Genomic DNA, 22,812 nt, shown 5'->3' with positions numbered 1-22,812 from the left:
GGGAGCTGCGCCCATGTCTTCTTCTGGCCGAAAATATCCCGGGGGAGTCCGCGCGCAGCGCGGGCGGGGGCAGCGCCCCCTCGTCGCCCCCCACATGGCCCCGGCCTTAGACAGGCGCCGATCCCGTGTCAGCCGCTCTTGCGCACCGCGTCGACGCGCGCGTCGGCCCCCAGCACGTCGAGAGAGGGGTTCGACTGGAGAATGACCACCTGCCCTTTGGAGGCGTCGATGATGCCCTCCGAGCGCAGGCGCCCCAGCGCCTTGTTCACGCTCTGACGCGAACAGCCGAGGATCTCGGCCAGCTCCGCCTGGTTGGCGCGGACCCGGTCGCGCCCGTCGCACATGGTGCGCAGGCGCAGGAACAGCCGCTGCTCCAGCGAGCCGTGCTGATCGAGCGCCTTGACCGCATTGTCCTGCGCCATACGTCCGCGGAACACCGCAGCGACGTTGCGCATAAAGAGCGGCGCGCGCAGGAACTCGTAGACCACCGCGGTGGGACAGAAGAGCAGCGTCGTGAGCGGCTGGGTGCGGCACCGCGCGATGCAGGTCTCGCCCGAGATGCACTCGATCTCGCCCACCGTCTCGCCCGGCCCGAGATGCGCCAGCAGCGTCTGCTCGCCGCGCTCCCCGATCAGCACCACGTCGACGCGCCCATGCGCCACCAGGAACAGGCCCGGCGGCACCTCGTTCTGATCCAGCAGCACCTCCGGGAATTCAAAGCTGCGTTTCTCGCAACGGTTCAGGAACGCCGCCTTGTCCTCCCCGGGGAGGTCCGAGAGGATCCGCGCTCTCAGCAAATGCGGAAAGGCCACTGCATTCTTCATGGAACAGGTCCGTCCTCCAGATAGGCGCGGATCTCGCGCGTGTTACACATGGGCTGGGCCGGGTCGGCGCAGCAAGATCGCACCACCGAGACAGAGTCGCCGTAAATCTCGTGCCATGCCTCTTCCGACAGCCCGAAATAGGGTGGCATGGCGTGGCTGAGCGGATAGCTTCGGGCCGCCGCATCGGCCCCCGGCGCCGGCGCGCCGGTCATCCACGCGGCGAGCTGGCCGCAGGAGCCGGGCTTTTCCGCCGCAGGGTCCGGCGGGGTCAGGTGCCCGGTGCCGATGCGGTGACAGCCAAGGCAGGTGTTGTCGCGCGGCTGCATCTCGTGGGTCGGCCAGTCGGCAAAGCCGAAGCCCGCATCCACATGCGCATAGGGCCCGAGCGGGTTGGTCGGCACATGGCCCCAGACCTGACCCACGAAGGGCGAATACATGAACGGGTCGTTGTCGTGGCAGGTGCCGCAGCCCGCGGCGGCCACGGTCGCCGGCGGTGCCCAGAAGCCCGCCCCCTCCGGCCCGGTCGGCGACGGCACCGCCGCGCCGCTGAGCGGGGCCTCCTCGGTGCCCTCGGCCTGGAACCAGCAGGTCGCGCCGGTGGCCGGGTTGTGCGCGATCACGTCGATCTCGTCGAACGCGCTGCTGTCGGCGCTGCGAAAGCGTTTCTGGCGGCACATGACCGAGACCTGCGCGGTCCCGGTCGAGAGGTCGAGGATCCGCGAGAACGGCACGCATTGCCCGTCCGAGCCCGGCCCGTTGTCGAGCAGCCCCGGTCGGTCGCAGGTCTCGGGCGCGCGGTCGGTGATCTCGACGCCGTCAATGGTGATCGGCACGGTCACCCCCTCGGCGCAGTCGAACCCCGGGATCGGCGCAATGGCGGCGGCGCAGGCCGCGCCGTAGACCGCGTGTGGGGTCTCGGCGGCGGCTGGCGACGCGAGGGCGGCCAGCGCCAGCGCGACGAAGAGAAAGAGCGCTCTCATAGCTCGATCGCCTCCCCCGCATTGACCGCCTCGGCGAGCGGTCGCAGCGCGTCGAAGTAGCGCACGTAGCCGGTGCAGCGGCAGATATGGCTGCCGATGGCGTCCATCATCGCAGCCTCGAGCTGGTCGGGCGGCACCGGCTGCGCCCGCAGCCCGCTCAGGAACAGCCGCGCCGCCATCACGAAGCCCGGCGCGCAATAGCCGCACTGGAAGGCGAAGCCGTCGAGAAAGGCCTGCTGCACCGGGCCGGGCCGGCCGTTGCGGGCGACGCTCTCGATGGTCGAGACCTGCGTGCCGTCGAGCGTCGCCAGCGCGGTCGAGCAGCTGATCGTCGGCACCGGCGCCGGGCTTGGTGGCTTGACCACCTGCACGGTGCAGGCGCGGCACACGCCGATGCCGCAGCAGAGCTTGGTGCCGGTGAGGTTCAGCTCCTCATGCAGGAAATCGAGCAGCGTGTCCTGGCCGCGGCTGTCCGGCAGCTCGAAACCGACGCCGTTGACAGAGAAACGGATGGTCATGGCGCGAGTTCCCCGAGGATCTTCTCCGGCGTGATCGGCAGCGAGGCGAAGCGCACGCCGGTGGCATCGCGCAGCGCGTTCGAGATCGCGGGCGGAATGGAGCACATCACCGCCTCGGCGATGCCGCGCCCGACCCGCTTGCTGCCCTCCGGCTGCGGTATGGTGATCAACTCCTGCGCCCGGGCGCCCGGCACGTAGCGATCGCCCAAGGGCACGTCGCCGGCTCGCGCCACGTGGTAGCGGTTGAGGTTCCAGCGCCCGTCGGCGGGCCCCGCCATCCCCGGCGGCATATCCTCGAGCAGGCTGTAGCCGATCGCCATGGCCACCCCACCCTGGCTCTGGCCCGAGACCATCTCGGGCACGTGGATGTGTCCGGCATTGAGCACGCTCAGCACGTTCTCGATCTGCACCCGCCCGCTGGCGCGGTCGAGCGTCAGGCCGACCACGTTGACGCAGGGCGCCCAGACATAGCGCGAATAGCGCTGGGTCTCGGGCGCGGGGTAGCGGCCGTTGCGGCGCGGGATCGGCAGGGGCGCGGTCTTGCTGCCGCGGTAATAGGCCAGCCCGTCGAGCTGCAGATGCAGCGCGCCGCCGGGGGTGTCGAAATCGGCCTCGGCCCAGACGTTCTGGAAATAGGCATGTCCGAGCGCGCCTGTCGGCAGACCCATCTCGTGCACGGCCCGGGCGAGCGTGGCCAGCGTCAGCGGCGCGCCGCCCCCGCCGGCGGGCCGCAGCGCGCCGGCCTCCCAGACCACCTCGTCTGCCGACAGCGGCCCGCGCCCCCAGAGCTTCGCCGCCCCGACCAGAAGCGAGCCGCGCAGCAGCGCCTGCGCCGTCTGTTGCACGGTGTTGACCTGATGCAGACCGGTCAGGCAGGCCGAGGACGAGCCGGTGCCCTTCTGGGTCCACATCGGATCGCTCCAGCGCTGGTGATTGGCGCTGTCATCGCTCAGCCCGGTCTGCGCGAAAAGCGTGTAGCCGCCCATCTCAACGCGCGCCGCATTGGCCCCGAGGATCGGACCGATGGTCACCCCCAGCGTGGTGGCCGAGCCGTTGCCCATGTCGACCGCGTCGGACTGCACGGTCAGCGTGCCGTCGCGCTCGAGATGCACCGCCGCGACCATGCCGTCGCCAGAGGTGCCGTAGGCCTGCAGCGACATGGCAAGGCCGGTGCCGTAGGTCCGGCCCTCGGCCTCGTGCCCGGCCCGGATCGCGGCGCGCTCGGCCCAGAGCGGGTGGGCCTCGGCGATGTCCAGCATCTCCGACAGGTTCAGGCTCTGCTCGATGGGGCCGCCGGTGACGGTGGTGTCGCCCTCGGCGATCAGGTTGGCCCGGCGCAGCGCCATCGGATCCCAGCCCTGCGCCGCGGCAAGATCGTCGAGTGCGGTCTCGATGGCGAAATAGGCCTGCGGACCGCCGAAGCCGCGTTGCGAGCCGCCCGAGATGTTCTCGGTGTGCAGCGCCTCGGCGTGGATGTCGGCCACCGGAAGGCGGTAGCTGCCGCCCGCGCAGAGCGCCCCCAGCGAGGCCACGTAGGGCGACAGGTTGCGCCGCCCGCCGCCATCGAACACCATGTTCAGACGGACCGCCTCGAGCCGCATGTCGGCATGGGCATAGAGCGTGCCTTGGGCCACGGTGGCATGGCGCTTGAGCCCGACGCGGAACTGCTCGAACCGGTCATAGGCGAGCCGCACCGGGTTGCCCTCGGCAAAGGCCACCGCCAGCGCCAGCATCAGCGAAAACGGCGAGCTGTCGCGCCCGCCGAAACCGCCGCCCGGATAGCAGCTGTGCAGGGTCACCTGGCTGAGGTCGCGGACCGGAGACGCCTTGCTGCCGAACATGCTGGCGATGTTGCGCACGTCGCCGTCGGGCGACTGGGTGCCGAGCACCAGCTGCATTTCCTTGCGGGCCGGGTCGATCCAGGCGAGGCCGGCCTCGGGCTCCATGAACATCGGGTCCATCGCGCGCATCTCGGCGCGGATCGGCTGGCGGATCAGCCCGGTCGCCGCATCCAGCGCCTCGCGGATGCGGGCCTGAACCTGCGGCGCCTCGCGCGCGTAGGTCTCGGCGTCGGTGCCGGCATAATCAAAATCCGGGTCCTTGACGTAGAGCGTGCGCGGATCGAAGGGCTGCTCCGGCAAAGGCGTGCCATCCGGCCCGTCGCCGGGCCCGTAGCGCTGCACGATGCCGTCATCTCCGGCAAGGAACCGTCGCGCCGCGCGATAGGTGGCGAGGCTGTCGAAGAGCAAGAGCGCCACCGCCTGCCCGAGGAAGTTCGGCGTCGTGCCCGGCCTCACCAGAAGATCGAAGCTCAGCCCGTCGGGCAGGTTGAAGCTGCCAACCTTGGCGGTCTTCCTCTGCTCCTCGGCCCGCGCCGACAGCAGGGCGTCGATGTGCAGATCGCGCCTGAACTCCACCGGCGCGTCGAAAAAGCCCGGCTCGAGATCGCTGCCGAGGACCACCCGCGTGGGCGTCGCCCCGGAGGGCAGCGACGACAGGTCGAGCCCGAGGAAGGCTTCCTGCGTGGTGCGCGCGCGCAGGAACAGCGCATGCCACTGGTGATCGGGCCAGCCCGCCATGTCGCGGGCGCGGAAATCGCGGGCATAGACCTTCTCGCCGGTGACCTTGGCCAGCCCCTCGATGCGCTGAGCCGCCACCCCGGGCACCGGACCCAGCGGTGCGGGAACGCCCACATCCGCGCCCTGCCCGCGGCCCGGCAGCCCCAGCACGCTCAGCCCAATGATACCGGACGCAGTCCTGAGAAAGCCGCGGCGCGACATCGGCGCGGCGCGGCTGACCGGCGGGGCACTCATGTCCCTGTCCCTCTTCCTCGACACTTCAGGTCGGAGCCCGTCCCGCAGGACGTTCGTAATTGACTCAAACCAAAATAATTGAGGCGAGGTTGACCTCACGCAACGCGCAGGTCAAGTGCCGCGGCGCGGCGCGGCGAGGTTTTTCGCGGTCAGCGCACCTGAAAAACCGGAAGCTGCCTTAAGAGAGGGGACCGGCCCGGGCGCAGCCTGAAAGTACCGCGCCCGAACCAAAGGGCCACGACGGCCCGACACACAAACACACTCACCTGAACCCCGACGCATCCGCCACGCGGCAGATCACGATCCTCCTTTCACGAAGAAAGAGAGCCGCCCGAGAGACAGGCGTCAGAGAACAATCGGACGCCTGCCCGCAACGTCGGGATGAAACGTGGTAGACCCGCAGCCCTGACCGGGAAAAAATCTGCAGCCCCACCGAATGAAAAAAGATCTACTAAGACGCGAAAGGAAACGTTTTGATCCTTCATAGTTTGACAATCAATATGGTCACACTAGCTCCCTCAGGTTGATCCGAGAACATTGAAATCAGCCGACGTGTCGGCGCATTGACACATGCCTCTTCGGAAATGTTAGCGCAGGGAGGTGACTGCGCACGGCTTCGACCTGCGGACTAGCCTGACGGACCTGTCTGGCCCAACCGGGCCTAAGGGGCCGACCCTCTGTACAAAACCCCGCCCAGACCAGCCTCGGCGGGCGGCGATACCCCAACATCCGAGCCCCTCCCTCTCCCCCTCGCCCTGCCGAACGCGCACCAACCCACCACGACCGCGCGGGAAAGCCCTTGCAACCCGACGTTGGTCCCGGTTCAGTCGCGGCAAGACCACGCCGCCGCCGCAACGGCCCCGTCACCGCGCGGCGCCGACGATCCGAAGACCCCGGGAGCCTCGATGACCCTGCGCTTTCTGCACAGCTCCGACCTGCATATCGGTCGCAAGTTCGCCAACATTCCCCAGCCCGCCGACGGCAATATCCGCGGCCGGCTCATGGAGGCCCGCCACGGCGCCATCGCCCGCCTCGCGCAGGTGGCCAAAGAGACGGGCGCCGCGCATATCCTGCTGGCCGGAGACACCTTCGACACCGCCACGCCATCGCCGGGCGTGGTGCGTCAGGCGCTCGCCGCCATGGGCGAGGCCGAGGGCGTCACCTGGTGGCTGCTGCCCGGAAACCACGACAACCTGCGCGATGCCGAGCCGCTCTGGGACAGCATCCGCGAGGCCGCTCCGGCGAATGTCAAAGCGCTGACCGAGGCGGCGCCCATCGCCCTCGGCGACCACGCCACCCTCCTGCCCTGCCCGGTCGCCTACCGGGCCGGCGGCAGCGATCCCACCGAGGCGCTGGTGGGCATGGACAGCCCCGAGGGCCACCTGCGCATCGGCCTTGCCCATGGCGGCGTCACCGATTTCACCGAGAGCGGCGAGGTCATCGCGCCCGACCGCGACCGCAGCGCGCGGCTCGACTATCTGGCCCTCGGCGACTGGCACGGGCGCATGGAGGTCTCGCCCCGCGTGCACTATCCCGGCAGCCCCGAGCAGGACCGGTTCAAGCACGGCACCCGCGGCGTGTGCCTCTGCGTCAGCCTCACCGGCCCCGGGGCGGTGCCGCAGGTCGAGGAGGTCGAGACCGGCCAGTTCCTCTGGACCGAGATCCCCCTGCCGCTGCATCCCCGTCAGGACGCCGCCGCCGCGCTTGCCGCCGCGCTGCCAGAGTCGGGACGGCGCGACGTGCTGGTGCGGGTCATCGCCTCGGGTTGGGCCGGGCTGTCCGACCGCGCCCAGCTTGAGGCGGCCATCGCCCGACTGGGGCCGGAATTCGCCCATTTCGAGCTGCGCGCCGAGGCGCTCGGCACCCAGTACGACGCCGCCGATCTCGACCAGATCGACCATGGCGGCGGCGCGCTGCGCATCGCCGCCGAGGCGCTGATGGCGGACGCCGAGGCCGAGGCCGACACCTTGCCCCCCGACGAGCGCGCCGCCGCCGCCGATGCGCTGGCGCGTCTCTATGCCTATGTGCGGGAGGGCGCGGAATGAAACTGCGCGCCATCGAGCTGCACAACGTCCGCCAGTTCACCTCGCCGGTCCGCATCGACGGCATCGGCGACGGGCTGAACGTGCTGAGCGAACCCAACGAGGCCGGAAAGTCGACGCTGTTCGACGCGCTGCAGGCGTTGTTCTTCAAGCCCCACGGCAGCGCCGACAAGGAGACCAAGGCGCTGCGCCCCCATGCCGGCGGCGCCCCGGAGATCCGGGTCGAGCTGGAGATCCCCGAGGGAACCTTCACCGTCGCCAAGCGCTGGCTGCAAAAGCCGTCCGCGACGGTGCATCGCGACGGCCGCCTGATCGCGCAGGCCGACGCCGCCGAGGCGTGGATCGCCCGCGCGCTCGGTCAGGATGCTGGCGGTCCGTCGGGGCTGATCTGGGTCCGGCAGGGCCTCACCGCGCTGACCGATGGCTCGAAGAAGGAGAAGGACGCGGCGCTCGAGGCGCGGCGCGACCTGCTGTCCTCGGTCAGCGAGGAGGTCGAGGCGATGACCGGCGGGCGGCGCATGGATGCGGCGCTCCGGCGCTGCCGCGAGGAGCTGGGGCTCTACGCCACCGGCACCGGGCGGCCGCGCACCGGCGGCCCTTGGAAGGCGGCGCAGGACCAGGTCGAGGCACTCACGGCGGAACGCGACAGGCTGGCGGGGCTCACGCAGGATCTGCACGGCGCCCTCGCCGCGCGCAACCGCGCCCGCCGCACGCTGGCCGAGCTGACCGGCACCGACGCGGTCGAGAACCGCCGCAGCCGGCTCGAGGCCGCCCGCGCGGCGCATCAGGCCGCCACCCGCCACGCCGAGGAGGCCGAGGCGCTAGCCCGCAAGACCGACATGGCCCGGCTCACCGCCTCGAGTGCGCAGGCGCGGCTCGACGGGCTGCGCAAGGCGCTGGCGGAGCTTGCCGAGGCCACCACGCTCGCTGCAGAAACCGAGGCCGCCGCCACGCAGGCCCGCGCCACCCATGCCGAGGCGTCCGAGGCCCATGCGCAGGCCCAGAGCGCCCTGCAGGGCGCCGCCGAGGCGCTCGACCAGTCCGAGACCGACCGGCGCCGGGCCGAGCGTGCGCAGGCAGCGCGCGACAGCGCCGACCGGCGCCGTGATCTCGAGACCCGCCTTGCCGAGGCCGACCGCGCCCGCACCGAGATGGAGCGCGCCAAGGCGGCGATACAGGGCCCGGACAGCAAGGCCCTCCAACGGATCGAGGCCCGCGCCGCCGATCTCACCGCGACCGAAGCCGCCCGCGATGCCCGCGCCACGCAAATCCTGATGCACTACGCCGAGGGCGCCACCGTGCAGGTCCGGCTCGATGGCCGCTCGCTTGAGGACGGCCACGCCCTGCCCCTGACCCGCGCCGCGCAGCTCGAGATCGACGGCATCGGCCGGCTCGATATCCGCCCGCCCGAGACCGGCGGCAGCGATCCGGTCGAGACCGCCCGCGCCGCCCTGCGCGCGGCCCTCGACGAGATCGGCGCAGAGGATCTCGACAGCGCCCGCAGCATGGTCGCCACCCGCAGCCGCGCCGAGCAGACCTTTGGCGAGGCCCGCGCGGTGCTCGCCTCGCTCGCGCCCGAGGGGCTCGACGCGCTGCGACAGCAGCTTGCGGCCCTGCCCAAGGCCGATGAGGCCGGCGACGCGCCCGATCTCGCCACCGCGATTGCCGCCCACGAGGCGGCGCGCGAGGCCGAGAAGAGTGCGCGCACCCGGCTTGCCAGCGCCGCCGACCGGCTGTCGCAGGCGCTCTCCGAGAAGACCCGCACGGAGACGCTTCTGGCGCAGGTCTCGGACCGCAGCGCCCGGGCTCGGGCGGCGCTCGAGGGCGCGGAGGGGGACGAGGCGACGCTCGCGGCGCAGGCCGAGACCGCCCGACAACAGCTTCACCTCGCCGAAGCGGCCCATGCCGAAAAGCTGCAGAGCGCCCCGGATCTTGCCGGCGCCGAGGCGGCACTGGCACGGGCGCAGTCGGTCGAGGATCAGGCCCGGCAGGAGATCGAGACCCTGCGCCCCGAGCTCGCCCGCCTCGAGGAGCGCATCGCCCGCGCCGCCGGGGATGCCGTCGAGGAACGCCTTGCCGAGACCGAGGAGACGCTCGCCGGGGCCGAGGCGGACCTTGCCCGCATCAACCACGAGGTCGCAGCGCTTACGCGGCTCGAACAGGCGCTCACCGCGGCGCGGACCGAGGCCAGGGAGCGCTATTTCGAGCCGGTGGCCAAGGAGTTGCGCCCGCTGCTCAACCTTCTGTGGCCGGAGTCCGAGCTGACCTGGGCCGAGGACTCGCTGCTGCCCGAGGGCCTCGTGCGCCACGGCCAGACCGAGCCGCTGGATATCCTCTCGGGCGGCACGCAGGAGCAGGTGGCGCTGCTGGTGCGGCTGGCCTTCGCGCGGATGCTGCAGGCGGCGGGCCGCGCCGCGCCGGTGATCCTCGACGATGCGCTGGTGTTCACCGACGACGACCGCATCGAGCGCATGTTCAACGCGCTGCACCGGCAGGCGGCGGACCTGCAGATCCTCGTGCTCACCTGCCGTCAGCGCGCCTTCCGCGATCTGGGCGGGCGCGCGCTGCGGGTGCTGCCGCTCGACGAGACCGCCTGAACGAGGACGCTCAGACCTCCCCCAGCCGGGCGTTCACCTCGTCGATCCGGCGCAGTCGCGAGCGCGCGATGGCGCCGGCGCGCTGGGTCGCGCGGGCGCCGATCTGGTTGCAGAGCGACAGCACCGCGGCGTGGCTTCCCTGCGCTTCGGAGGTCTCGGTCCGGCAGCGGAACTGCCAGCGCACCCCGGCGGCAAGCCCGGCCTCCTCGTCCCCGATCAGGGCGATCGGCACGGCGCTGCGGCGCAGCTCGTGGAGCAGCGCCTCGGTGCGTCCCTCGCGGCGCCCCAGCGCGATCCAGATCACCAGATCCTCGGGGCCGATTTCGCTGACGTACTCGCCAAGGCTGCCGCCGCGATGCGGGATGCTGGCGCAGGTCGGCACCACCTGCACGAGCTGGCTCTGCAGGTAGTCCGCAAACACCCGGCACAGCCGGAAGCCCACCAGCCACACCCGCCGCGCCAACACCACCGCATCCGCGAGGCTTTCGAGATCGTCGGCATCGACCTGCTGATAGGTCCAGATCAGGTTGTCGATCTCGTCGCGCACGGCATCCGAGATCTCCGCCGGTCCGGCCTTCTGGCGCGGACGCGCATCGATCTGTCCGTTGCATTGCTGGCGCTCGTCGCGGGCGGCGCGCCGGGCGGAGTCGTAATTCTCGAACCCCAGCCGTCGCACGAACCGGGACACCGTCGCCTTGGAGACGCCGCACAACCGCGCCAGCTCCTGCGCGTCATAGGAGGCAAGGTCTCCCGGAAACTCGAGGAGGAAGCAGCCGAGCTTGTACTCGGCGCGATGCAAATCGGGAAGTTGCGCACGCACGCGGGAAAGAAACATAACAAAACCGTACTGAAATCAAAAAATATGGCCTCATTTTTGTGTTGCTCACCGGTTTTGCGCAAGTCCCGCGATACGATTTCGAGACTTTCGCACCGAAAATGCCGTCCTCAGGTCAGACCGCCCCTCAACGCGCATAAATCCGCCGTGACGATATCAACCTAAGGGCGATTAGCGGCGATCCGGAACCGCTTTTTAAATCCGCATGAAACTAGGGTTCGTCAAACCGTCATCGTGTGCCGGGCGCCGCCGGGCCGTCGCGATGCGCTCAGCGAATCCCGCAAGGGCGCGCGCAAGCCGGTCGCGCACGGCAGAGCCTGCCCGCAGGTCGGGAAGGGTTTCTGGCAGCCCTTCGGCCCTGAGTTTGGCAACCTAAAGAGGCACAGCGCGCATTGTCGGGCATTGATCGGCCTCCGTTCGTCCTCTGAGCGGCGTCGTGTCGCGAAGCCGAGGGGACGCTCTCGCGGCGCAGGCGGGAAATTACGCGTGGACCGCTGCTAACGCGGACTTGCGGTTGTGCGCGCAGGCTAGGCGGCGTGCGGCACCGGCCCGGCGGCTGCATGGGCAGCCCGTTCAAGCGCCGGGTAGCGCAGCGCCAGCGTCAGCCCGCGCGCCACGAAGGACACCTGCATCGCCAGCCACAGCCCGTGGTTCTCCAGCGGACCGATGAACACCGCCAGCGCCACGCCGTAAAGCAGGGTCGAGATGATCATCATGTTGCGCATGTCACGCGAGCGGGTGGCGCCGATGAAGATGCCGTCGAACATGGTCAGCCCAAGTTGGGTCAGCGGCGCGAGCACCATCCACGGCAGGTAGCTGCGCGCCTCGGCGCGCACCCCGGGATCGGTGGCCATGATGTCGATGATCAGCGGGCCGGCGAGCCAGAAGCACAGCGCCATCAGCGCGGCGGATGCGGTGGCCCAGGCGCTGGTGAGCACCGCGCCGCGCCGCAGGAGCTGCACCTGCCCCGCCCCGAACGCCCGGCCCACCAGCGCCTCGGCGGCGAAGGCGAACCCGTCGAGCGCGTGGCCGGTGATCATCAGGAACTGCAACAGCACCTGGTTGGCGGCCAGAGTGACATCGCCGAAACGGCCGCCGACCAGCAGGAACGAGACGAAGATCGTCTCGAGCAGCAGCGAGCGGATCAGGATATCGGTGTTGACCGCCGCCATGCGCTTGAGGCGCAGCCTGTCGAAGATCCGGGGCCAATCGCGCGCGGCGGGCAGGCCCAGCGTGGCGCGACACAGCCACAGGCCCATGGCGAGGCCGGACCACTCGGCGATGAAGGTGGCGATAGCGACCCCCTCGACGCCCCAGCCGAAGCCGAGCACGAAAAGCAGATCGAGCGCGACGTTGATCGCGTTCATCCAGAGCTGCAGCACGAACACGCCGCGGGTGCGCTCCTGCGCGATCAGCCAGCCGGTGATGCCGTAGATCGCGATCGCCGCCGGCGCCGACCAGATGCGGATCTGCATGTAGCCGCGGGCGAGCGCCTCGACCTCGGCGGAGGCCGGCGAGACGGCAAAGGCGGCGGTGAAAATGCCCCACTGCGCCGCGATCAAGAGCACCCCGGCGCCCAGCCCGATGAGCAGGGCCCGTGTCAACAGCGCGGCCACCTCGGCCCGGTCCCCGGCCCCGGCGGCCTGTGCGGCGAGCCCCACCGTGCCCATCCGCAGGAAGCCGAACACCCAGTAGATCGCCGAGAGCACGATGGCGCCAATGCCCACCGCGGCGATCGGCTCGGCCTGCGGGATCTGGCCCACCACGCCGGTATCGACCGCGCCGAGGATCGGGATCGTCACGTTCGACAGCAGGATCGGGATGGCGATCTTGATGACGCGGGAATGGGTGATCGGGGCGGCTGACGTAGTGGACATGGCTCAAGCTCTGTGCGGGACCGCCGGAGGGGGCGCTGCCCCCGTCCGCGCAGGCGCGGACTCCCCCGGAGTATTTTTGACGTAGAGAAGCCGGGGACGCGGGCTGCGGGCGGCCTGCGTCAGCTCTCCTTGCGGGGCATCAGGAAATGCGCGTGGGCCTGGGCGATGGGGCGGCTGTGATTGTCCTGCCAGGCTTCGGCGCGCACGCTGGCATAGCGGCGGCCCGAGCGGGTGACGTGGGCCCGGGCATAGGCATCGCGCGGCAGGCCCGAGCGCAGGTAGTCGACGGTGAAGTCGATGGTCTTGGGCAAGCGCGGAAGCTCTCCGGCCTCGAGCGCGTCGAGGGTGAGGACGCCGCTCTCGACGTCTTCCCAGAGCAGCCCCCAGCTGAGGGTGATGATGGCGGTCACCTCGAGGAAGGCGGCGGTGACGCCGCCATGCAGGGCCGGCAGGTGCGGATTGCCGATCAGCTTGTCGTCGTAATGCATCACGCCGGTCAGCTCGTCGCCGCGGCGATCGAAGGAGATGTCGAGAAAGCGGATATAGGGCACCCGCTCGGCGAGCGCGGCAAGCGCGGCGTCGCGGCGTTGCTTGACCACCTGCACCGGCTCGGGGGGGCGGCGGCTCATGCGGCGCCCTCCACGGTGAAGGTGCCGGTGGCGGTGGCCACCGGGTTCTCGGCGTCGTCGTCATGGGCGGTGGCGCGCACGAAAGCCACTGACCGGGTGACGTGGTGGCACTCGGCCCGCGCGACGATGGCCTGGCCGGGGGTGGCCGCGCGCAGGTAGTCGATGCGCAGGCTGATGGTGGCGGTGCCGCCGGGATTGCTCGGATGTGCCATGGTCGCCGCGCCGCCGCAGGTGTCCATCAGCGTCGAGACCGCGCCGCCATGGATCACCCCGGTGTCCGGATCACCCACCAGGCCCGCGTCATAGGGCATTCGGATCACCGCGACACCGTCGCGGATCTCGGTGATCTCAAGCTGCAGCGCCCGCGCCTGCGGGATAAGGTTGATGAACTCGCGCGCGAGCGTGGTCTTGTCGACATGCATAGGGCGCCTCCGTGGCTGTCGCCGCCTTTATGCGGGCGTGACAAGGGCTTCGCAAGGCTCTGCCGATCGAGTTGCGCCGCCGCCATGGGCGCACTAGGTTCAGCCTCATGGTCAAGGAGGAGCAGATGAGCGAGTCCCGTCTCAGCTTTAAGGAGATGTGCGAGCGCTTCGAAGTGACGCCGCGCACCCTGCGCTACTACGAGTATATCGAGCTGCTCTCGCCCGACCGGGAGGGCCGCTCGCGCTATTACGGCCCGCGCGAAGTGGCGCGCATGGTGCTGATCCTGCGCGGACGCCGCTTCGGCTTCCAGCTCGAGGACATCCGGCAGTGGCTGGCGATGCGCGAGCAGGAAGGCAGCCAGGCGCAGATGCAGGCCTGGCTCGAGATGGCCGACCGGCAGATGCTGGAACTGGCCGAGCAGAGGCGCCAGCTCGACGAGGCCATGGCGGAGCTCAAAGCGCTTCGGGACGACACCGCGAAATCGCTGGAAGGCTGAGGGCCGCGGCGCGAATCTCGCCGCCTGCCGCCCTTCGGGGCGTTGAATTTCGCGCGGATGACGCGTTCTTGAAAGCGCTTTGAAAAAAATCTCGTGAGGCGCCTGATCGTCCCCGACATTCGGTTTCGCGAAGCGCCCGGCTTACGTAACGAAATGTCCTTCGCTAACAGGTGACGCGAAAGGAAGTTACGTCAACTTGAAAGTGACGCGGCGTCTCGGTTACGTCAACCAAATTTGCCATTGTAAGACTCGGTGTGAAGGCGCACCTCACGCTGCATCTTAACGCGACGTGAGGGGAGCAGAACCAATGAGCGACGAGCAGATGATGACGATCCGGGAAATGTGCGACATGTTCGACGTCACCCCCCGGACCCTGCGTTTCTACGAGCAGAAGGAGCTGCTCTTCCCGGTGCGGGAAGGTCAGAAACGGCTCTTCACCCGGCGCGACCGCGCCCGGCTCAAGCTGATCCTGCGCGGTAAGCGCTTCGGCTTCAGCCTCGAGGAGATCCGCCAGCTGCTCGACCTGTATGACATGGGCGACCAGCAGCACACGCAGATCGCCCGCACCTACGAGATCGCCCAGCAGCGGCTCGACGACCTGCAAAAGCAGCGCGACGAGCTCGATGCGGCGATCAACGATCTGAAGGACCAGCTGGCATGGGGCGAGAGGATGCTCCAGCAGCTGCAGCAGAAAAAGGCCGGCTGATCCATCGGCCGGAGGCATGAAGGAGGAGAGATATGCCGAGCTACACCGCCCCCGTGAAGGACATGCAGTTCGTGCTGCACGACGTCCTCGATGTCAGCAGCACCGGCATTCCGGGCTATGACGAGCTCGACCGCGACACCACCGCGGCGATCCTCGACGAGGCGGCGAAACTCGCCGAGAACGTGCTCGCCCCGCTGAACCCCGTGGGCGACGCGCAGGGTTGCACGCTGGAAAACGGCGTGGTGCGCACTCCGGACGGCTTCCTCGATGCCTTCAACCAGATGCGCGAGGGCGGCTGGCCGGCGCTGGATTGCGATCCCGAATATGGCGGTCAGGGCCTGCCCTATCTCGTCTCCACCGCGGTGGGCGAGATGTTCTCCTCGGCCAACATGGCCTTCAACATGTATCAGGGCCTGACCCATGGCGCCTACAATGCCATCCACGCGCATGGCTCCGACGAACAGAAGGCCACCTATCTGCCCAAGATGGTGAGCTGCGAGTGGGGCGGCACGATGAACCTCACCGAGCCCCATTGCGGCACCGATCTGGGTCTCATCAAGACCAAGGCCGAGCCGCAGGAGGACGGGACCTACAAGATCACCGGCTCGAAGATCTGGATCTCGGCCGGCGAGCACGACATGGTCGACAACATCATCCACCTCGTGCTGGCCAAGATCCCCGGCGGACCCGAGGGGGTGAAGGGCATCTCGCTGTTCATCGTGCCCAAGTTCATGGTCAACGAGGACGGCTCGCTGGGCGATCGCAACGCGGTGAGCTGCGGCGGACTCGAGCACAAGATGGGCATCCACGGCAACGCCACCTGCGTGATGAACTACGACGGCGCCACCGGCTTCCTCGTGGGCGAGGCGCACAAGGGCATGCGGGCGATGTTCACCATGATGAACGAAGCCCGGCTCGGCGTCGGCCTGCAGGGCTATGCACAGGGCGCCGTGGCCTACCAGAACGCGCTCGGCTTCGCCAAGGACCGGCTTCAGGGCCGCGACGTGACCGGCGCCAAGAACCCCGAGGGGCCGGCGGATTCGATCATGGTCCACCCGGATGTGCGCCGCAACCTGATGGACCAGAAGGCCCTGACCGAGGGCGCGCGGGCGCTGGTGTTCTGGGGCGCCTCGCTGATCGATCAGGCGCATCGCTCGGGCGACAAGGATGCCGAGGGGCTGATCTCTCTGCTGACCCCGGTGATCAAGGGCTTCCTCACCGACAAGGGCTTCGAGACCGCGGTGCTGGCGCAGCAGACGCTGGGCGGCTCGGGCTTCACACGGGAATGGGGGCTTGAGCAGTTCGTCCGCGATGCGCGCATCACGATGATCTACGAGGGCACCAACGGCATCCAGTCGCTGGATCTGGTGGGCCGCAAGCTGGCGCAGGATGGCGGCAAGCACGTCATGGCCTTCTTCGACATGGTCAAGCGCTTCATCGCCGAGCACAAGGGCCAGGACGAGGCGTTCGACGCGCAGTTCCTCGAGCCGCTCAAGGCCGCCTCGAAGGACCTGCAGCAGGCCGGCATGTTCTTCATGCAGAACGGCATGAAGAACCCGAACGAGGCGCTGTCGGGGTCGTATGACTTCATGCACCTGTTCGGCCATGTCTGCCTCGGCCTGATGTGGGCGCGCATGGCGGTGGCGGCGAAGGCCGCGCTGGACGGGGACGGTGCCGACCGCGCTTTCCTCAACGCCAAGATCGCCACCGGGCGCTACTACATGGCGCGCCAGCTGCCCGCGACCCGCACCCATCTGGCGCGGATCGAGAGCGGTGCCGAGACCGTGATGGCGCTGGACGTCGAAAGCTTCTGACGCGAGGGTGGCGGCGGGGCCTCGCGCCCCGCCCATCCGCCCTGACCGAAGGAGAGAGACCTTGCCGAAACGCTTTCGCCTGACCCGCCGCCTGTCGCTCGCGATGACCGAGGACGGCTATCGCGGCCTGCGCCGCTTTGCCGAGGAAGCCGGGCTCGACGAGGGCGAGGCACTGTCGTTTCTCTTCGAGCATTTCGACAGCGTCACCGACAGCGAGGTGCTCTCGCACCGGCTGCAGCTGTTCACCGCCGAGCTGGAGGCGCGCAAGCGCTAGCTTTGACCGACGTTACACGAGCCGCGGCGGCAGGGAGGGCCAATGCGCAGCATGATCGCCACGGATCCGGCCACTGTTGTGGCCAGCGTTCTGCCTATTTTTCCAACCACGCCGCCCATCTCGAGCGAAGGACCGGGGGTTTCACACCCCCGGACCCCCGTGGAGTATTTGGGACGTAAAGAAGCAGGGGGACCGCGCATCGGGCCCGGCGCCGCGCGGCGGGGAGCCCTTGCGGCAGCTTGGTGGGCAGCTCTCGGTCCACGCCGCCATCCGGCCAGTGCTGCGGCGGGATGGCGGCGCTTCTCCACGTGCGGTCATCGGCTCTCCAGCCTGTACCGCCCGGAAACGCTACTGCATTCGAAGTTAACACCGGGTTACCCGCCTTCGGCGGCAGCCCCTTCTCTTCGTCGAAAATACTCCGCGGGGGTGCGGGGGTGCGAAACCCCCGCTCCGGCCCGACCCACAAGCGCAGCCGAAAGGACGACCGCATGACCATCAAACTCTATTGCTTCGGGGAATCCGGCAATGCCTACAAGGCCGCCCTGCCCCTCGCGCTATCCGGGCTCGACTGGGAGCCGGTCAAGGTGGACTTCTTCAACGGCGAGACCCGTAGCACCGAGTACCGCGCGCAGATCAACGAGATGGGCGAAGCCCCCGTGCTCGTAGACGGCGACGTCAGGCTCACCCAGTCCGGCGTGATCCAGATGTACATCACCGAGAAGACCGGCCGCTTCGGCGGCGCCACCCCCGAGGACGCGCGCGAGGTGATGCGCTGGGTGTTCTGGGACAACCACAAGCTCTCGAGCCAGGCCGGCATGACGCGTTTCCTGATGAATTTCCTGCCCGAGGACAAGCGCCCGGCCGAGGTCATCGCCTTCACCCAAGGCCGCCTCAAGGCCGCCTACCAGGTGCTGAACGCCCATCTCGCGGGCCGCGACTGGGTCGTGGGAGACGGCCCGACCCACGCCGATTTCTCCTGCTGCGGCTACCTGTTTTATCCCGAACCCTTCGGCTTCGCCCGCAGCGACTGGCCGGAGATCGATCGCTGGCTGTCGAACATCGAGGCGCTCGACGGCTGGAAACACCCATATGACCTGATGCCCGGTTCCCCCGCGGACCGGGCCTGAGAGGAGGAGCAGAATGACTGACGCTTACATCTACGACGCCGTGCGCACTCCGCGCGGCAAGGGCCGCAAGGACGGCGCCCTGCACGAGGTCACCTCGTTGCGGCTGTCAGCGCTGACGCTGAACGCGCTGAAGGAGCGCAACGGGCTCGAGGGCCACGCCGTCGAGGACGTGATCTGGGGCAACGCCACGCAGGTCGCCGAACAGGGCGGCTGTCTGGCGCGCTCGGCGGTGCTGGCCTCGGAGCTTGACGAGCGCATCCCCGGCCTGTCGATCAACCGCTTCTGCGCTTCGGGCATGGAGGCGGTGAACCTCGCCGCCAACCAGGTGCGTGGCGGTGCCGGCGAGGGCTATATCGCCGGCGGGGTCGAGATGATGGGCCGCGTTGCCATGGGCAGCGACGGCGCCGCCATCGCGGTCGACCCGAGCCTCGCCATGAAAACCTACTTCGTGCCGCAGGGCATCTCGGCCGACATCATCGCCACCGAGTACGGTTTCTCGCGCGACGATGCCGACGCCTTCGCCGTCGAAAGCCAGCGCCGCGCCGCCGAGGCCTGGAGCGACGACCGCTTCTCGCGTTCGGTGATCACCGTGCGCGACCAGAACGGCGTCGCCATCCTCGACCGCGACGAGTACATGCGCCCGGGCACCGACATGCAGTCGCTGGGCGGGCTCAAGCCCTCGTTCAAGGAGATGGGCGAGGTGATGCCGGGCTTCGACCAGCTCGCGCTGATGAAATACCCGCATCTCGAGAAGATCGAGCACGTGCACCATGCCGGCAACTCCAGCGGCATCGTCGACGGCTCCGCCGCGGTGCTGATCGGCTCCAAGGCGTTCGGCGAGGCGCATGGGCTCAAGCCGCGCGCCCGCATCCGCGCCACCGCCAAGATCGGCACCGATCCGACCATCATGCTGACCGGCCCGGTGCCGGTGACCGAGAAGATCCTCGCCGACAGCGGCATGGCGATCTCGGACATCGATCTGTTCGAGGTCAACGAGGCCTTCGCCAGCGTGGTGCTGCGCTTCATGCAGGCCTTCGACGTCGACCATGACAAGGTGAACGTGAACGGCGGCGCCATCGCCATGGGCCACCCGCTCGGCGCCACCGGCGCGATCATCATCGGCACCCTGCTCGACGAACTCGAGCGCAGCGGCAAGAGCACCGGTCTCGCCACGCTCTGCGTCGCCTCGGGCATGGGCGCGGCCACCATCATCGAACGCGTGTGACGGGAGGACACCAGATCATGAGCCAGCATTTCACCCTGCAGACCGACGCCGAAGGCGTCGCCACCATCACCTGGGACACCCCGGGCAAGAGCATGAACGTGATGAGCATCGAGGGCTTCCAGCAGCTCGACGCGTTGATCGACGAGGCCCTCGCCGACGACGCCGTGAAGGGCATCGTGCTGACCTCCGGCAAGGCGGGCAGCTTCGCCGGCGGCATGGATCTCAACGTGATCGCCAAGATGCGCGAAGACGGCGGCGACGATCCCGCATCGAGCATCTTCGACGGCATCATGCAGATCCACACCATCCTGCGGAAGATCGAGCGCGCCGGCATGGATGACAAGAACCAGGGCGGCAAGCCGATCGCCTGCGTCCTGCCCGGCACCGCGCTCGGCATCGGCTTCGAGATCCCGCTGGCCTGCCACCGGATCTTTGCCGCCGACAACCCCAAGGCCAAGATCGGCCTGCCCGAGATCATGGTCGGCATCTTTCCCGGCGCCGGTGGCACCACGCGTCTGTCACGCAAGCTGGGCGCCATGGCGGCCTCGCCCTTCCTGCTCGAGGGCAAGCTCTCGGACCCGAAGAAGGCCAAGAGCGCCGGGCTGATCGACGAGGTCTCAGAGGATCCGCTGGCCGACGCCAAGGCCTGGGTTCTGGCGGCAAGCCCGGCCGACATCGTCAAGCCGTGGGACGCCAAGGGCTACAAGATGCCCGGCGGCGCGCCCTATCATCCGGCGGGCTTCATGACCTTCGTCGGCGCCTCGGCCATGGTGCATGGCAAGACCAAGGGCGTCTACCCGGCGGCCAAGGCGATGCTCTCGGCGGTCTACGAGGGGGCACTTGTACCCTTCGATACGGCGCTGAAGATCGAGGCGCGCTGGTTCACCAACGTGCTGCTGAACCCGTCGTCGAGCGCGATGATCCGCTCGCTCTTCATCAACAAGGAGGCGCTCGAGAAAGGCGCCAACCGGCCCGACGTGCCGGACCAGAAGGTGAAGAAGGTCGGCGTGCTTGGCGCGGGCATGATGGGCGCCGGCATCACGCTGGTCTCGGCCATGGCCGGGATCGAGGTGGTGCTGCTCGACCAGTCGAAGGACGCCGCAGAGAAGGGCCGCGCCTACACCGCCTCCTACATGGACAATGGCATCGCCCGGAAGAAGGCCACGCCCGAGAAGAAGGAGGCCGCGCTCTCGCTCATCACCGCGACCGACGATTACGCCCAGCTTGCGGGCTGCGACCTGATCGTCGAGGCGGTGTTCGAGGACCCGAAGGTGAAGGCCGAGGTCACGCAGAAGGTGCTCGAGCACGTGGGCGAGGACTGCATCTTCGCCACCAACACCTCGACCCTGCCGATCACCGAGCTCGCCAAGGCCTCGAGCAACCCCGAGCAGTTCATCGGCATTCATTTCTTCTCGCCGGTCGAGAAGATGATGCTGGTGGAGATCATCAAGGGCAAGGCGACGGGCACCCGCGCGGTGGCCAAGGCGCTCGATTTCGTGCGCCAGATCCGCAAGACCCCGATCGTGGTCAACGACGCGCGCTTCTTCTACGCCAACCGCTGCATCATCCCCTATATCAACGAGGGCATCCGCATGGTGGCCGAGGGCGTCGACCCGGCGTTGATCGAGAACGCCGCCAAGCTCGTGGGGATGCCACTGGGGCCGCTGCAGCTGGTCGACGAAACCTCGATCGATCTCGGCGTGAAGATCGCCAAGGCGACGAAGGCCGCGATGGGCGATGCCTATCCCGACGGCGCGGTCGACGAGGTGGTGTTCTGGATGGCCGACGAGGGCCGTCTGGGACGCAAGGCGAATGCCGGCTTCTACGACTATGACGACAAGGGCAAGCGCCAGCTCCTCTGGGAGGGCCTCGCGGCGAAGTACCCCGTCGCCGACGACCAGCCCTCGCTCACCGAGGTGCAGCACCGGTTGCTGTTCGTGCAGGTGCTCGAGGCGGTGCGCGCGCTCGAGGAAGGCGTGCTCGAGGACATCCGCGAAGGCGATGTCGGCGCCATCCTAGGCTGGGGCTTCGCGCCCTGGTCCGGCGGCCCGTTCTCGTGGCTCGACATGCTCGGGGCGCCCTACGCGGCCGAGCGCTGCGGCCAGCTCGCAGAGGCCCATGGCGCGCGCTTCGCCTGTCCGGACCTGCTGCGCGAGATGGCCGAAGAAGGCGACGAGTTCTACGAGCGCTTCAGCGCGCCGCAGGAGGCCGCAGCCTGATCGCGAGGCGATGGCGGGGCGCCCCTCAGGGGGCGTCCCGACACGTTTTCTTGATATGCCAGCCCGGTGAAATCCGCGCGACCGCGCCTATGTTAGCGATACACGCCGCTGCCCGGCGCAAAGACTTCTCAACAGTAGATTTACGGAGTGACTGATGACTTGTTCCGTCATGGTCCGCGCCATCCCCCGGCCCGGACAGGATACCCGACTCAAGACCCTTGCCGCCCGTCTCGCCGAAGCCTCGCGCGGGGAGCCCGGCAATATCCGCTTCGAGGCCCTGAGCGAGAAAGGCGGCAGCATCGTTCTGATGGCCGAATACGACACCCCGGAGGCCTACGACGCCCACATGCACGCGCCCCACACCGAAGCCTTCCGCAAGGCGCTCGAGCGCATCGCCGAGGGCAGCGGGGCCACGGTGACACCGCTTGCGCGCCTCGCCTGACAGACGCGCCGAGGCCCCGGCGGCGGGCCTCGTCCAACCCTAGCGGCGCAAATGCCGCGGGGCGGCCAGCGTCGCGCGCCCGCGGGATGCCGGCGCCGGGACACATTTTTGCCTCATTGCCGTATCAACTTGTTCTTCCCCCGCTTTATGCGCCCACCCATAGCGGCCAGCGGGTCTCGGCGCCCTGCCCCGGGACCATCGCCACGGTCGTAAGAACACGAAAGCCGGAAAGACGTCCGAGACGAGATCCATGACCCGATACACCCTTCCCCACACGCTGGCCGAACAGATTGCAGACGGTGTCGTGCTGGTGCTTGGCGTGTGTTTCGCGGTCGCGGCGGTCTCGGCGCTGTTCGTCTGGGCCACGCTCGAAGGCGCACCCGGCGCGACCTGGGCGCTGCTGCCCTACGCGCTCGGGCTGATCGCGAGCTTCGGCTTCTCGGCGGCCTACAATCTCACGCTCCACGCCCCCACCCGCGCGGTACTGCGCCGCTTCGATCACGCGGCAATCTACCTGCTGATCTCGGGCACCTACACGCCGATGGCGCTGCTTGGCATCGGCGGCGCCGAGGGGCTAGCGCTGACCGCGGCATCCTGGGCGATCTCCGCCGTCGGCATCACGCTGAAGCTGCGCTCGATCCACCGCTGGGCGCGGCTCGGCTTCGCGCTCTATCTCGCGCAGGGCTGGCTCGGTGGCATCGCCGCGTGGCCGTTCCTGAAGGCGCTGCCCTTCGAGGCCCTGATCCTGCTGATCGCAGGCGGCCTCGTCTACACGGTCGGCACGATCTTCCACCACTCCAACCGCATCCCCTATGCACGCGCCATCTGGCACGGCCATGTGCTTGCCGCCGCCGCCAGCCATTACGCGGCGATCATCCTAGTCGCACGATGACACGCGCTGCCAAAGACGCGACATCTCCGCTGCGCGCCTGTCGAGCATTGCTACGGGCGGCCCGGTCCGGCCTGCCTCC

At 68.9% G+C, this 22,812-nt stretch carries 19 protein-coding genes; 11 read left to right on the top strand and 8 right to left on the bottom strand.

What is annotated here, in order from left to right; genetic code table 11:
- Positions 1-128 precede the first annotated feature (128 nt).
- From LCM15_RS01475 to LCM15_RS01460, 4 genes are read right to left on the bottom strand one after another with little or no spacing between them, the layout of a single operon-like run.
- The gene (locus LCM15_RS01475; protein ID WP_224852455.1) at positions 129-824 is read right to left on the bottom strand and encodes a Crp/Fnr family transcriptional regulator; all 696 of its coding nucleotides are present in this window, start codon (positions 822-824) and stop codon (positions 129-131) included.
- Positions 821-1,804, bottom strand: a complete 984-nt coding sequence (locus LCM15_RS01470) for a hypothetical protein (RefSeq protein ID WP_224852454.1) — start codon at positions 1,802-1,804, stop codon at positions 821-823. Before LCM15_RS01470 ends, LCM15_RS01475 begins: the two co-directional genes overlap by 4 nt.
- Positions 1,801-2,322 carry a (2Fe-2S)-binding protein gene (locus tag LCM15_RS01465; protein ID WP_224852453.1) on the bottom strand — a complete coding sequence of 174 codons (522 nt, stop codon included), beginning with the start codon at positions 2,320-2,322 and terminating at the stop codon, positions 1,801-1,803. Before LCM15_RS01465 ends, LCM15_RS01470 begins: the two co-directional genes overlap by 4 nt.
- The gene (locus LCM15_RS01460) at positions 2,319-5,135 is read right to left on the bottom strand and encodes a xanthine dehydrogenase family protein molybdopterin-binding subunit (RefSeq protein WP_224852452.1); all 2,817 of its coding nucleotides are present in this window, start codon (positions 5,133-5,135) and stop codon (positions 2,319-2,321) included. The genes LCM15_RS01465 and LCM15_RS01460 overlap by 4 nt, the downstream gene beginning before the upstream one ends.
- 905 nt (positions 5,136-6,040) lie before the next feature.
- Here LCM15_RS01460 and LCM15_RS01455 point away from each other — a divergent pair.
- Entirely contained in the window at positions 6,041-7,180 is a 1,140-nt protein-coding gene (locus tag LCM15_RS01455) for a metallophosphoesterase family protein (protein WP_224852451.1), read from the top strand.
- The gene (locus LCM15_RS01450; RefSeq protein ID WP_224852450.1) at positions 7,177-9,774 is read left to right on the top strand and encodes an AAA family ATPase; all 2,598 of its coding nucleotides are present in this window, start codon (positions 7,177-7,179) and stop codon (positions 9,772-9,774) included. Before LCM15_RS01455 ends, LCM15_RS01450 begins: the two co-directional genes overlap by 4 nt.
- A 10-nt stretch (positions 9,775-9,784) precedes the next feature.
- Here LCM15_RS01450 and LCM15_RS01445 read toward each other — a convergent pair whose 3' ends face one another.
- The 4 genes from LCM15_RS01445 to LCM15_RS01430 all read right to left on the bottom strand — a co-directional run bounded on the left by LCM15_RS01445 (position 9,785) and on the right by LCM15_RS01430 (position 13,537).
- Entirely contained in the window at positions 9,785-10,609 is an 825-nt protein-coding gene (locus LCM15_RS01445; RefSeq protein ID WP_224852449.1) for a MurR/RpiR family transcriptional regulator, read from the bottom strand.
- A gap of 527 nt (positions 10,610-11,136) precedes the next feature.
- Positions 11,137-12,486 (bottom strand): MATE family efflux transporter, encoded by a 1,350-nt coding sequence (locus LCM15_RS01440; RefSeq protein ID WP_224852448.1) that lies wholly within the window; start codon positions 12,484-12,486, stop codon positions 11,137-11,139.
- 119 nt (positions 12,487-12,605) lie between these two features.
- The gene (locus LCM15_RS01435; RefSeq protein WP_224852447.1) at positions 12,606-13,115 is read right to left on the bottom strand and encodes a PaaI family thioesterase; all 510 of its coding nucleotides are present in this window, start codon (positions 13,113-13,115) and stop codon (positions 12,606-12,608) included.
- Positions 13,112-13,537 carry a PaaI family thioesterase gene (locus LCM15_RS01430; protein WP_224852446.1) on the bottom strand — a complete coding sequence of 142 codons (426 nt, stop codon included), beginning with the start codon at positions 13,535-13,537 and terminating at the stop codon, positions 13,112-13,114. The genes LCM15_RS01435 and LCM15_RS01430 overlap by 4 nt, the downstream gene beginning before the upstream one ends.
- Positions 13,538-13,662: 125 nt before the next feature.
- On the opposite strand from LCM15_RS01430, the gene LCM15_RS01425 reads away from it, so the two are divergent.
- From LCM15_RS01425 to trhA, 9 genes are all read left to right on the top strand, one after another.
- Positions 13,663-14,034, top strand: coding sequence for a MerR family transcriptional regulator (locus LCM15_RS01425; protein WP_224852445.1), 372 nt, complete (start codon positions 13,663-13,665; stop codon positions 14,032-14,034).
- Positions 14,035-14,341: 307 nt separating this feature from the next.
- Entirely contained in the window at positions 14,342-14,740 is a 399-nt protein-coding gene (locus LCM15_RS01420; RefSeq protein WP_222605535.1) for a MerR family transcriptional regulator, read from the top strand.
- Between the two features lie 32 nt (positions 14,741-14,772).
- The gene (locus tag LCM15_RS01415) at positions 14,773-16,554 is read left to right on the top strand and encodes an acyl-CoA dehydrogenase (protein ID WP_224852444.1); all 1,782 of its coding nucleotides are present in this window, start codon (positions 14,773-14,775) and stop codon (positions 16,552-16,554) included.
- A 61-nt stretch (positions 16,555-16,615) separates the two neighbouring features.
- On the top strand, positions 16,616-16,828 hold the full coding sequence (locus tag LCM15_RS01410) for a hypothetical protein (RefSeq protein WP_224852443.1): 213 nt from the start codon (positions 16,616-16,618) through the stop codon (positions 16,826-16,828).
- A 488-nt stretch (positions 16,829-17,316) separates the two neighbouring features.
- Positions 17,317-17,955: a glutathione S-transferase family protein gene (locus LCM15_RS01405; RefSeq protein WP_224852442.1), complete on the top strand. Its 639-nt coding sequence runs from the start codon at positions 17,317-17,319 to the stop codon at positions 17,953-17,955.
- 13 nt (positions 17,956-17,968) lie between these two features.
- A complete protein-coding gene (locus LCM15_RS01400) occupies positions 17,969-19,180 on the top strand; it encodes an acetyl-CoA C-acetyltransferase (protein WP_224852441.1) in 1,212 nt (403 codons plus the stop codon).
- 17 nt (positions 19,181-19,197) lie between these two features.
- On the top strand, positions 19,198-21,399 hold the full coding sequence (locus LCM15_RS01395) for a 3-hydroxyacyl-CoA dehydrogenase NAD-binding domain-containing protein (protein WP_224852440.1): 2,202 nt from the start codon (positions 19,198-19,200) through the stop codon (positions 21,397-21,399).
- A gap of 154 nt (positions 21,400-21,553) precedes the next feature.
- The gene (locus tag LCM15_RS01390) at positions 21,554-21,841 is read left to right on the top strand and encodes a putative quinol monooxygenase (RefSeq protein ID WP_224852439.1); all 288 of its coding nucleotides are present in this window, start codon (positions 21,554-21,556) and stop codon (positions 21,839-21,841) included.
- A 250-nt stretch (positions 21,842-22,091) separates the two neighbouring features.
- Complete coding sequence (gene trhA, locus LCM15_RS01385; protein ID WP_224852438.1) at positions 22,092-22,733, top strand: PAQR family membrane homeostasis protein TrhA; 642 nt, start codon at positions 22,092-22,094, stop codon at positions 22,731-22,733.
- Positions 22,734-22,812 lie beyond the last annotated feature (79 nt).

The sequence above is a fragment of the Salipiger bermudensis genome, assembly GCF_020171625.1.
Classification (GTDB): domain Bacteria; phylum Pseudomonadota; class Alphaproteobacteria; order Rhodobacterales; family Rhodobacteraceae; genus Salipiger; species Salipiger bermudensis_B.
This window is presented reverse-complemented; position numbering and strand designations above follow the sequence as displayed.